The sequence below is a fragment of the Blautia faecicola genome (assembly GCF_004123145.1).
GTDB lineage: Bacteria > Bacillota > Clostridia > Lachnospirales > Lachnospiraceae > Oliverpabstia > Oliverpabstia faecicola.
The window spans coordinates 1,778,454-1,790,425 of record NZ_SDKC01000001.1 but is presented as its reverse complement, the minus strand read 5'-3'; the positions used below and the strand labels follow the sequence as shown (position 1 = coordinate 1,790,425).

Here is an 11,972-nt window from a genome sequence, read left to right as displayed (position 1 = left end):
TCGGGAAATTCATACTGGACAACATTCCTTATGTTTTTTTATCAATCAGATGAATCTGTAATGTCAATTATGGAAGTGCAGGCAGAGTCAGATATGATAAGCAATTATATCGAAATGTATCACCTTGCTCCGGCAAAGTACATGAATCAGAAACACTGGCTGGCAGTTCCGGCAGATGTGGTGTATGAAATGGAGAACGGCAGAATTTCATAACAGCCGGAATGCAGAAGAAAATTGCGATAACCGTAAAAGTCCGTCGGAAAACAAATATATATTAGAAAAAGCAGAGGGGCAAAAAGCCTCTCTGCTTTTCCTTCATGAAATCTTAATCTGTTACCGCATTGTATCTTAATGAGTAAAACAATATAATAAAAAGCAAACAGGAGGACAGGAGGAAATGAGAACGCAATGAAAAGAAAATCAAATTACTTGGCAACTATTCTGTTTTTTATTTATCTGGCTCTCTTGATTTGGATCATATTGTTCAAACTACAATTTTCAATCCATGATCTGGATAAAATAAGAAGTGTGAATTTTATTCCTTTCTACTATGACAAGGAAATTGGAGTGGCATTTCACTTAACAGAGATACTCGAAAATGTTTTGATTTTCGTGCCTATGGGTATCTATCTTCAGATGCTGATGCCAAAAGTAAAACTATATGTGAAAATAATACTAATTGCAGGAACAAGTTTTTTGTTGGAAACCATGCAATATGTTTTAGCAATTGGACGTTCTGATATTACCGATGTACTTACCAATACGGTAGGCGGCCTTTTGGGGCTTGCTGTATATTCAATGGTGGTTCGGTTGATTGGAAATAGAGAGAAAGCCAACAGGATGTTTTCTGTTCTGGCGGGCATAGTAAGTGTCGCTGTAATCGGACTACTTGGAGTTATCCTGTATGCCAATCGGTAGAAGGTGCAGTTCTGTCGAACAAAGAAATAGTAACAGACTTGTCTGCAAGAGATCAATATTGAGTAGAACGTGAAGATAAAGCAGGTAAAGGATATGTAGATTTCATCTTTTACCCTGTACGATATGATCAGGACTGCCTGATTCTGGAATTGAAAGTAGATCATACCCCGGAAGACGCGATTGCACAGATCAAAGAAAAAGAGTATGCACTACGTTTCCAAGGCAAGACAGCAGAGAATATGACGTATACCGGTCGTATTCTTGCAGTTGGAATCAGCTATAATAAAGAAACGAAAGAACATCATTGTAAAGTGGAAGAATTGCATTTTGGAAGTAATCAGGTAGACATTTTATAAATCGGACACTGGGCACGAAGTTGGTAACAGCACCAATGTAACACGCTCTAGAAATCGCGCAGAATATTTTAGGAAATTCTGCGCGATTCTTATGTTTACCTCTGTTCCAATATCTTCCGAAGCTGCAGCGGATGCGGCATATCCAGCGCGGCCTTATCCAGCACATCTTCCCGGACAAAGACTTCCGACGGACTGCCATCTGCCAGAAGTTTTCCGTGAGCCAGTACGATCACCCTTGAAAAGCATTGTGCAACAAAGTCCATATCGTGAAGAATAGCCAGCACCAGTTTTCCCTTTTGAGACAGGCTGGTTATGATCTTGCGGATGATTTCTTTTCCCTTGTAATCCTGTGCAATGGTTGGCTCATCCAGAATGATCACATCGGTATCCATCGCCAGTACGGAAGCGATCGCAACCAGTTTTCGCTGGGAAAGTTCCAGATCGTATGGATTTTCCTCTGCATACGCAGAAAGCTCAGTCAGTTCCAGTGCCTCCAGCGCTTTTTCTCTGGCCTGTTCCTTGGACATTCCGATATTCAGCGGACCGAACATGACTTCGTCGATCACTTTGTATTTGAAGATCTGATCATCCGGATTCTGGAAAACATAACCGACCTGGCTTGCCAGAGAAGCAACCGTTCGTCCGGAAATATTTTCGCCTTTATATAATATGGTTCCGGACAAAGGCTTTAGCAGTCCTTTCAACAGACGGATCAGGGTAGTTTTTCCGGCGCCATTTTGTCCAATGATCGCTGTAGGACGTTGATCCAGCTCCAGCTCAAAGTTTTCAAAGATCGGATGGTCTTGCGTATAAAAGAACTGAAGATTATGAACGGAAAAACGATTTTCTTCTGTTCCTGTAAAAACCGGATCTTTCAGCGCAGGCAATCCGGTGGTTTTTCCGGTTTCGCTCAGTGCCTTTTTTATCCCTTCCACCGTAATCGGATACGTTCCATCTTCCAGACAGATTCCCTGCTCTTTACAATAACGGGCAGGATAGGGCGGGCAGATTCCAAGTGTGTCCAGATCCTTTCGTGAAAAGATCTGTTCCGGTGTATCAAAAGCAACCTGTTTTCCTTCATGAAGCAGAAGAATCTTGTCGCAGTAAGCAGCCAACTTTTCCATTTTCTGCTCGATCATAAAAATTGTAATACCGGTCCTGGAAAGAAGCTCTACCGTATGGAAAACCTCTTCGCTTCCCTGGGGATCCAGCTGGGAAGTGGGCTCATCCAACAGTAAAACCTCCGGTTCCATCGCCAGAATAGAAGCGATCGCCACACGCTGCATCTGACCGCCGGACAGATCAAACGGATTCTTGTCTCTGAACTGCCAGATGTCCAGCTGATGAAGGACCTTATCCAGCCGTTCCCGAATCTGTTCTGCCGGTACCCCAAAGTTTTCCAGTCCGAATGCCACCTCATCCCATACCGTATCCTTGGCACCTGAGAGCTGGTTGAATGGATTCTGGAAGATCAGTCCGACTTTTTTACAAAGCTCTGCAGTCGGTGTAGTAGCGGCCGGTATACCGTCGATGGTCACTTTACCGCCGTAAGCGCCCTTATAGAACTGCGGAACCAGTCCGCAAAATGCCTGACTGAGCGTGCTTTTCCCGGCACCGTTTTCTCCGATAATTCCAATAAATTCCCCTTTTTCTGCCGTAAAAGAAATATCATCCAACGCCAGTTTTTTCGCATGGGGGTACCGATATTTCAGATGTTCTACTTCTAAGAAAGCCATAAGTAAACCCTCCCAATCACTGCCAGGATCAGACCGATGATACATAACCGGCTGAAGATCCTGTCTGCTTTTGTTTTTTTGTGGGGATGCATCCATGTTTTCGTTCCTTTGACTCCAAATCCCCGCACTTCCAGAGCGATCGCGCGCTCCCGGGTGGCTGTCAGTGCACTCATGACCACCGGTGAAATCAGTGGAAGAAACGCTTTGATGCGGACCAGAAGATTTCCTTCGGTCTCCATGCCACGGCTTCTCTGCGCATCCGTGATCGTATGCATGGTTCCCATCATCTGTGGGATGATCTGGAATACAGAGTTGATGATATAGCCAAATCTTGGAGAGAAACCTTTACGCTCCAGTTCATCTACCAGTTCCGAAGGACGGGTGGACAGTACAACGATGGCAAAGGAGAGCAGCATATTCAGGATATTCAGACCGATATGTGCCGCATAAAGCAGGCCCTCTTTGTAAAACTTGAGAAATCCGATGGTAAACAGTACATTCTTATTCTGCCGGTTTACAAGTCCGTGAATCAGAAAAATTGTCAGAATGATCGTAAAAGAAAATGCAATCAGCGGCAGAGCTTTTTTGATAAGCCTGCCGCTTTTTAACAGTACAAAACTGATGACGATCATCGCTGCAAATCCCCATAAAGAACCACTCAGAAGGGGAATGCAGATCGCTGCCGCCAGATACCATAACTTGGTAAATGGGTGAAGCTGTGTCAGCCAGCTTCCGTTATTTGTGTATAAACTGATGGTTTTCATATATTAATCCAGACTTTCGATGGTTTCTTCTGTATCGTACAGAGTAGTAAGTTTCTTTGGAAGACCTTTCATGATCAGGAATACGATAATCAGTGTGATCAGTTTATCCGGTACATCCACAACGATCTCATCCAGCAGAGAACCAAGTGCCAGTGGGAGTTTTGCTGCCTGTGTTGCGGCAAATACTGCATCGCCCCATACATTTCCGGTTGTGCCTCCCCAGAACAGAATGTTCAGCGGTGTGGAAACAACAACGGCTGCCAGTCCGCCGGCGCATGCAGTCAGCAGGGCTTTCGGGAATGTCTTCATAAATCCGATACGTGCCATGATACCTACAACAAGACCGATAAAGAGACTGGTCAATGCATAAACCAGGGTAATATTATCACCGGTGGTAAATCCGTAGATCAGGTTGTTTGCAGCACCACAGATGGCTCCGATGATCGGTCCGCCCAGTGCCGCACCGATACAGGTTCCGATGCTGTCCAGCCATAATGGCAGTTTCAGGAAACTGGCGAACAGTTTTCCGAGATAGTTGATTCCGATACATGCCGGTATCAGAACGATGACTGCGGCGCTCAGTTGTGTTTTAAAAATCTTTTTCATAGTACATCCTCCCTCGATGTCATTTTATTTTTTCAGATGTTCGGATTCCGGTTTATGCCTGGATCCTGGTAAATGCTTCCAGCGCTGTCAGGATTTCCCGTTCTTCTCCGCTCATGGAAGTTGCTTCTTTGCTGGCGTATTTTCCAATATCTTCTGCAACAGAGGACTGGTAAGCAGCTACGACATTCAGAATAGAAGCGGTGCGCACCCCGCGAAGCGAACCGAGGACAAACAGCGCCGCGGTTTCCATATCCGATGCAACGGCACGTTTTCCGGTCCAGTAACTGTAAAATTCCGGGTTCCGTTCCCCGTAGAGACAGCTGTGGCTGCGACAGATACCCATGTGATATGGAATCTTTTTGGCAGCTGCGCTTTCCCGGCAGGCACTTAACAGGTCAAAATCAGGAATCGCAGGATACTGTGCTTCCACATAAGCAGTAGAAGTACCATCATCCCGGATCGCTCCGGTTACAAGAATCAGATCCCCAAGGGCACATTCCGGCTGCAATGCTCCGCAGCTTCCGATACGGATCAGGTTACGGACACCACACTGGATCAGTTCCTCCACGGCAATCGCACAGGAAGCAGCACCGATTCCGGTAGAAGTAACCAGCACTTTTTTACCCTTATATGTACCGCGCCAGCTGCGAAATTCCCGGTTGGATGCAAGCAGTTCGGCATCTTCCAGATGAGTAGCCACCGCATCCGCCCGCGCCGGATCTCCCGGTAACAACGCACAGTCCACGTCCAGATCCTTCGGAAGACGAATATGAGGCATCAGGTTTTCAGACATAAACAAAACCTTCTTTCTAAAAATATTTGCCTGTTTACCTTAACACTTTACAACTGTCTTGTCAATTGTAAATATAACTGTATACATAGAAGGACGGAAAGTTGTTATATGATAATGGAAGTTCTGTGAAAAAGTAACCTTGGACAACAGAAATATGATGAACTGCAACATAGGAAAACAGGATTGACATTTTCCAGGGATATCCTTATAGTGAAATTTAGAATTTTTATTTTTAGAATGTGATTGTTTACACAGACAGAGAAAAACAGAAAATAGAGAAAAAGGAGATCTGTAACATGAATGATTTATTATTAGTAATTGATATGCAAAACGTATACCTTCCCGACCAGCCATGGGCATGCGAGACCGCAGCGCGCACAAAGGAAAATATCCTGAAACTTCTGGAAAACCATCCAAAAGATCAGACCATCTTCACCCGCTACATCGCCGCCGAACACCCGGTCGGGACCTGGAAAACCTATAATGAACTGAATCGCAAAATCAATGAGAATCCGTGGATGAACGAACTGATGGACGGAATCAAAGAAGCCGCCGAATCATACCCTGTCTACGACAAAAGCACCTATTCCTCCTTCCAAGTCCCAACCATCCGCAAAGCCGCCCAAAAAGCCGACCGCGTCATCCTGACCGGCGTCGTTTCCGAGTGCTGTGTCCTTTCCACCTTCTTCGAAGGCATCGACCTCGGTTGCAAACTCATCTGGCTCACCGACGCCACATCCGGCCTGAATCCGGTCCTGGAGGAGGAAACTTTGCATATTTTACAGGGATTGTCACCACTGCATGTGGAATTTTTAAGTACAGAGGATTATCTGTCAAACAGATAATCGTAATATTTTTGCAGAATGAATAAGAAAATATTTGCAGCTTGGCACTTTTATGTTATCATACTTACACAAACATTCGTAATGAGGGGGAACACTACAGATGAAAAAACAAAAAGTGTGTGCGTTGTTTTGCATTGCTGCAATAAGTATGAGCCTCGCTACACCAGCGAAAGCAGATGACAGGTATCCAAGTCTGAACGAAACAGAAGAAACTCTTTATGAAAAAGAAAACCAGGAAGAATATGAGTTGCCCGATGATATCGTGGTCGATTCAAATAACCAGAGCCAGGAACAGCAGATAACGGAAGAAGGAACCTGCTATGTCAATGGCAAAGCATATCTGTTTGATCAGAATGGTGCCATGATCAAAGCTTTGTAAAAAGCTATCGCATATTTTTATACTACAGAAGCCATAACCGAATCAACATCTGATTCGATTATGGCTTTTCTTCGTTATTCATAAGATAATTTCTATCCCGTTTGTAAAAATCACAAATAATTTCTCGTAAAATTGATTTTCATTAACAATATAATGATTTATTTTTTCTGAAAATAATATATATTTATGAAAATACAATAAATTTTTATTTGATTTCAATCATTTTTGTGCTATTATACACATATAAACTTTTGTGATGAGGGAGGAAATACACATGAAAAAACAAAAAGTATGTGCATTACTTTGCGTGGCAGCTCTGAGTATCAGTTCTGTCACACCGGCAATGGCGGCAGATCTTGCCGAAACTCCACAGGTTGAGGCGGGAACAGAAGAGCAGCAGGAAGTGGTTACTGATCAGGCGAATAAGGAAGCCCCTGAAGGGGTTTCAAGGGAAGAGAAAACACAGGAAGAAGTGGATCAGAAAACAATTGAGGAGCCTGTACCATCCGGTGATGAAAGCACCGCGGAAATCACAGGTGATGAACAGGTCGTTCCGGAAGAAACGGTTTCCGGTGACGGAATTTCCAATGATACAGCTCCGGTTACGGATCAGGGAACTGTCGAAGGCGACGAAGAAGACGGCATTCCCACAGATGGCTGGTACACCGATGAAAATGGAAATACATATTATTATGAAAATGGAGAAAAACTTCAGGAAGTCATCGTAGAGATCGAAGACGAAGATGGTTCCATCTATGGATATTATTTCAACGAAGAAGGTGTGATGGCTGTATCGGGAACTACCTGGATTTCTTATTACGATGAGGAGTCTCAGACATGGATTTCTGGACAGATTTATGCTGACGATAACGGACATCTTTACAAAGGTTGGAACCAGTATCCTGGCCCTGGCAAGGCAGAATATTACGGTGACGATTATATCGCATACTGTGAAAAATTTTTACAGGACGGCGATGTATTGTATTATTTTGATGAAAGCGGTTATCGTGTGAAAAATAAGACGATTATCGTTAATGGTATTATGTACAAAGCAGACAGTAATGGAGCGCTGACGGTACAGGATACTTCAGCCAATACCGGCTGGCAGATGATTGACGGTTCGTGGTATTACTATAAAGATGGGGAAATACTGAAAGATACCTACGCAACCATCCGTGGTACTTTATATTATTTTAATTCTGATGGAACAATGGCAACTGGCGTTTTTTATGATGAAAAACTTGGTTATAACAGACTGGCGGAACCGAGTGGAAAAGTAGTATCTGCAACTGGCTGGTATCAGTCCCCGGAAAACAAAAAATGGTACTGGTTTGATGAAAAAGATGTTGTTACCATGGCGTCGCTGAAGACAATTAATGGAAAACAGTTTTATTTTGATGAAGATGGTATCATGCGGACCGGGTCCTTCTGGGCAAATTACGAGGATGAAAATGGCGAATGGGTATCTACTGTGTTATTCGCAGATCAGTATGGTGCCGTCAGTAAAGCACCAGGCTGGAAACAGATCGATGGAATCTGGTACTATGTCAAAGGAACCGGTGAAGCCGCAGCTAATGAAATCATAGATGTAAAAGGAAAATCCTACTATTTTGATGAAAATGGAATTATGCAGACCGGCTTTATTTCTGTATGGGATGGCGCCCATGAATATACCTATGTAGCGGATGCATCCGGTGTTCTCATTAAAAATCAGTGGGTAAAAAAAGGCATAGAATGGTATTATACAGATGCTTCAGGAGCTGTATGCACTAACCAGTGGCTCAAGAATGGCATGTACTATGTCGGTGCCAAAGGAGTTATGGCAATTGGTTCAGAATATATCGATGGTAAATGGTATGTCTTTGATGAGAACGGTCGGAAACAGGCAACCATCGGAGAGAAAAACGGCTGGCAGCTCATTGAAGGTTTCTGGTATTATGCAGCAAATGGAGAACCATACAATGGCTGGCTGAATCATTCTTACTATCTTGTAAATGGTAAGATGATCACGGACCGTACCGTTCCTGCTGAACATAACAGTGAACAATCCTGTTATCTGGGAAGTGATGGAACTGTTCAGACCGGCTGGCTCTATCAATATGGAAGCTGGCATTATGCAGCAAAAGATGCGAAGACCGGAGATACTGTTCTGGTTGAAGATGACTGGAAAAAAATCAACGGTAAATGGTATTATTTCGACGGTATCTATATGGTAGAGAATACACTTATGAAAATTGGCGGACAGGTATCCCGGTTTGCATCAGGCGGTGCATGGCAGGGATATGTGAACACAACAGGCTGGGTATCTGTTGGCGGCGAATGGTACTATATCAATACGGACGGAACACTCAATACGGAAGACAAAGTGATTAACGGACATATGTATCATTTTGGCGGTGGCACAGCCATGATACGGCAAAATTTCTTTGAGGATAAGGATACCGGAGATCTTTACTGGATTAACCAGGATGGTATTATTGATACAACACCAGGCTGGAAACAGGATCGCTGGGGCAACTGGTATTATGTGAAAAATGGTAAACTTGTAACCGGAACGCAGACGATCAATGGTACAACCTATGATTTCTTCATGGGAAATGGCTGTATGGAAGCGAATACTTATGGACGTGTAGGAGATACATTATTCCTTTATGACAAGGATGGAAAAAGAACTCCTGTTTCTGACGGCTGGTATCTGAATAAAGAAACGACGGGAAATGTATGGTACTATTTCAAAGACGGAAAGGCATATGAAGGTAATATCGGTCAGTATTATGTAGAATATGGGCAGATGGTTTGTGGAATCACCAGAAGCTGGACAACCGATTCTACATATGTGTTATATATGTATGACGACAATGGTCATCTGGTAACCAATCGCTGGATCTACCGTTGGGGTCATTGGTATTATGCGGGAGTTACTGGAAAACTGTATACTGGAACCTGCTATGTCAATGGAAAAGCATATCTGTTTAATTCAGAGGGAGAAATGGTGAAGGAATTGTAATCCATTCATTTTTCAAGGTATCTTGTTAATTGTCCGGCAGATCGTCGGAACTGAAAAGAAGAGGAAATCGATAGTTCTAACAGCTATCGACTCCCTCTTCTTTTTATCTTTCTTTTTTTATTTTACTCCGTGTCGGATATTTTTTATCCAGCCGTTTTTCATATTTTCGTAATACCCGTTTCCGAGCCCCCGCCACGATCTGTGAAATATACCTCAACAGCGGCTCCGTAGCGATCGCGAAGATGATCAGTGTCATACAGCACTTCCGCGTCATCACTCCAATTCCAAACAGATCCTTCAAAAAGATCACACAGAACAGCAGTCCGGCGACCATGCCGCCCCATACGATCCAGCGGAACACATTCATCGGTTTACTGATCTTGAAGAGAATCATCAGGCCGACGATTGCCAGCAGAAGCGTGGCTGCCGTGGAAATTTCTTCATTGGATAATCCGAATGTCTGTCCAAACACGGTAAGGAATCCTACGATCAGGACATCCGTAAGGCCGGCCGGCAGTGCTTTTAAAAGTACATTCGTAAGAAAGTGTCCCTCGATCATCTTCTTGTTCGGTTCCATCGCCAGCAGGAATGCCGGTATACCGATGGTGAACATGGCGACCATGGAAATCTGTGACGGTTCCAGCGGATAGGTGATCATAAACGCCATGGAGAACAGTGACAGCAGAAAACTGAAAATGTTCTTTACCAGAAACAGGCTGGCGGAACGTTCGATGTTATTGACAACCCGACGACCTTCCAGTACAACCGAAGGCATACAGGAAAAATTCGATTCCAACAATACCAGTTGAGACGCCTGTGCCGCTGCATCACTTCCCGATGCCATCGCGATACTGCAGTCCGCATCTTTCAGTGCCAGTACATCGTTGACGCCGTCACCGGTCATTGCAACCGTTTTTCCGGCTTCTTTTAATGCACGGACAAATTGACGTTTCTGATCCGGTGTCACACGACCAAAGACCGTGTATTTTAATACAGCCCGTTTGATATCATCCGGTGTCTTTAACTGGCTGGCATCAATATAATTATCGGCGTTGGCGATTCCCGCCTGAGAAGCCACTTTCGATACCGTAACCGGATTATCACCGGAGATAACCTTGATATCCACACCCTGATCCGCAAAATACTGAAATGTCTCCCAGGCCTCTTTTCGGATCGGGTTGGCAAGCAATACAAGTCCATATGGAATCACGGATTCTGTCAGTGCCTTTCCGTCTGGTGTTCCCTCATATCGCCCGAAGACGAGAACTCGGTAACCTTCGCTACCATAAGATTCGATCGTTTCTTTATATGTCTCATAATCGTTCCGAAGTACAAACTCCGGTGCACCAAGTACATAAGAAACCGTACCGAATGTCGCGCTGCTGTATTTGAAAGCAGAAGAGAAGGAAGTCACGGAAGTGGCAACCTGTCCGCTTCCCTGTGTAAAATACTCCTGCATCGCTGCCATCGTTATATTATCTTTTGACATCGCATGGGCAAAATCACCCAGCAGTTCTTTTAACGGTGGAAGTTCTTCTTTTTCATAAGGTTCCAGAGAAACCACATCGTGAACCTTCATTGTATTTTCGGTAATTGTACCGGTCTTATCAACACATAGTACATTAACCCGGGCAAGTGTCTCGATACATTTCATATCGTGAACCAGAACCTTTTTCTGCGCCAGCCGCATGACACTGACCACCAGAGCCACACTGGCAAGCAGATACAATCCTTCCGGGATCATACCGATGATCGCAGCAACCATCGCCTGCATACTGGTTTTGATCGAACTGTCACCGAGCAGATACTGCTGTACAAAAAGGACGATACCAATCGGAATGATCAAAAATCCTACAACCTGTACCAGCTTATTCAGTGAGCGAATCATCTCGGACTGTTCGCCTTCTTTGGTTGCCTTTGCCTCCAGCGTCAGTTTTGAGATATAAGAATCTGCGCCGACCTGTTCGAGACGGCCAAGACAGGAACCGGAAACCACAAAACTTCCGGACATCAGTGTATCCCCCGGCTTTTTCGTGATTTCGTCGGATTCGCCGGTCAGCAGGGATTCGTTGACCTGTACTTCTCCGTCAATCACACTAGCATCGGCACAGATCTGATTACCCGCCTGAAACTTTACAACATCATCCAGCACTGCCTGTTCAGCAGGAATCGTCTGGAACTTACCGTCACGCATAACGGTTGCTTTCGGAGCATTTAACACACTCAGATTATCCAGAACTTTCTTGGAGCGGATCTCCTGAATGATACCGATCAGCGTATTACAGATAATAACCGGTAAGAAAGTCAGATCACGAAATGCGCCGACCATGATCAGCAAAACGGCGATCACAATGAAAATCAGGTTAAAATACGTGAATACGTTACTTGTGATAATTTCCTTCGTCGTTTTGGAAGGAGAGTCCACCGGAGCATTGCTCCAGCCCTTTTCCATTCGTTCCTTTACCTGTGCCTGGGTAAGACCGGTATCCGCGGCTGTCTCAATCCGCGCTACCGGTTTTCTCAGAATCTTTGCTTCCTGAGAATCTTTTGTTTTCTTCAATGGCGCTG

Annotated in this window: 10 protein-coding genes and 1 pseudogene; 6 read left to right on the top strand and 5 right to left on the bottom strand. The window is 44.4% G+C overall.

Features of this window, described 5'->3' with window-relative positions; genetic code table 11:
• Positions 1–60 precede the first annotated feature (60 nt).
• The 3 genes and pseudogenes from ETP43_RS17365 to ETP43_RS08075 form a co-directional block, all read left to right on the top strand.
• The gene (locus ETP43_RS17365) at positions 61–213 is read left to right on the top strand and encodes a hypothetical protein (RefSeq protein ID WP_207668931.1); all 153 of its coding nucleotides are present in this window, start codon (positions 61–63) and stop codon (positions 211–213) included.
• A 195-nt stretch (positions 214–408) separates the two neighbouring features.
• The gene (locus ETP43_RS08080) at positions 409–918 is read left to right on the top strand and encodes a VanZ family protein (protein ID WP_129257695.1); all 510 of its coding nucleotides are present in this window, start codon (positions 409–411) and stop codon (positions 916–918) included.
• Between the two features lie 38 nt (positions 919–956).
• Positions 957–1,274 (top strand): annotated as a pseudogene (locus ETP43_RS08075) (PD-(D/E)XK nuclease domain-containing protein); the annotation flags it as partial.
• A gap of 95 nt (positions 1,275–1,369) precedes the next feature.
• On the opposite strand, the gene ETP43_RS08070 reads toward ETP43_RS08075, so the two are convergent.
• From ETP43_RS08070 to ETP43_RS08055, 4 genes are read right to left on the bottom strand one after another with little or no spacing between them, the layout of a single operon-like run.
• Entirely contained in the window at positions 1,370–3,010 is a 1,641-nt protein-coding gene (locus tag ETP43_RS08070) for an ABC transporter ATP-binding protein (RefSeq protein WP_129257694.1), read from the bottom strand.
• Entirely contained in the window at positions 2,998–3,774 is a 777-nt protein-coding gene (locus ETP43_RS08065) for an energy-coupling factor transporter transmembrane component T family protein (RefSeq protein WP_129257693.1), read from the bottom strand. Before ETP43_RS08065 ends, ETP43_RS08070 begins: the two co-directional genes overlap by 13 nt.
• Before the next feature lie 3 nt (positions 3,775–3,777).
• Positions 3,778–4,380, bottom strand: a complete 603-nt coding sequence (locus ETP43_RS08060) for an ECF transporter S component (protein WP_129257692.1) — start codon at positions 4,378–4,380, stop codon at positions 3,778–3,780.
• Positions 4,381–4,432: 52 nt separating this feature from the next.
• Entirely contained in the window at positions 4,433–5,173 is a 741-nt protein-coding gene (locus ETP43_RS08055; protein ID WP_129257691.1) for a nucleoside phosphorylase, read from the bottom strand.
• 296 nt (positions 5,174–5,469) lie between these two features.
• Between ETP43_RS08055 and ETP43_RS08050 the strand changes: the two genes are divergently transcribed.
• From ETP43_RS08050 to ETP43_RS08040, 3 genes are all read left to right on the top strand, one after another.
• A complete protein-coding gene (locus tag ETP43_RS08050) occupies positions 5,470–6,018 on the top strand; it encodes a cysteine hydrolase family protein (protein WP_129257690.1) in 549 nt (182 codons plus the stop codon).
• Positions 6,019–6,118: 100 nt separating this feature from the next.
• Entirely contained in the window at positions 6,119–6,397 is a 279-nt protein-coding gene (locus ETP43_RS08045; protein ID WP_129257689.1) for a hypothetical protein, read from the top strand.
• A gap of 274 nt (positions 6,398–6,671) precedes the next feature.
• On the top strand, positions 6,672–9,404 hold the full coding sequence (locus ETP43_RS08040) for a hypothetical protein (RefSeq protein WP_164979649.1): 2,733 nt from the start codon (positions 6,672–6,674) through the stop codon (positions 9,402–9,404).
• 103 nt (positions 9,405–9,507) lie between these two features.
• On the opposite strand, the gene ETP43_RS08035 is transcribed toward ETP43_RS08040, so the two are convergent.
• Positions 9,508–11,964: a cation-translocating P-type ATPase gene (locus tag ETP43_RS08035; protein WP_330546465.1), complete on the bottom strand. Its 2,457-nt coding sequence runs from the start codon at positions 11,962–11,964 to the stop codon at positions 9,508–9,510.
• Positions 11,965–11,972: the final 8 nt, after the last annotated feature.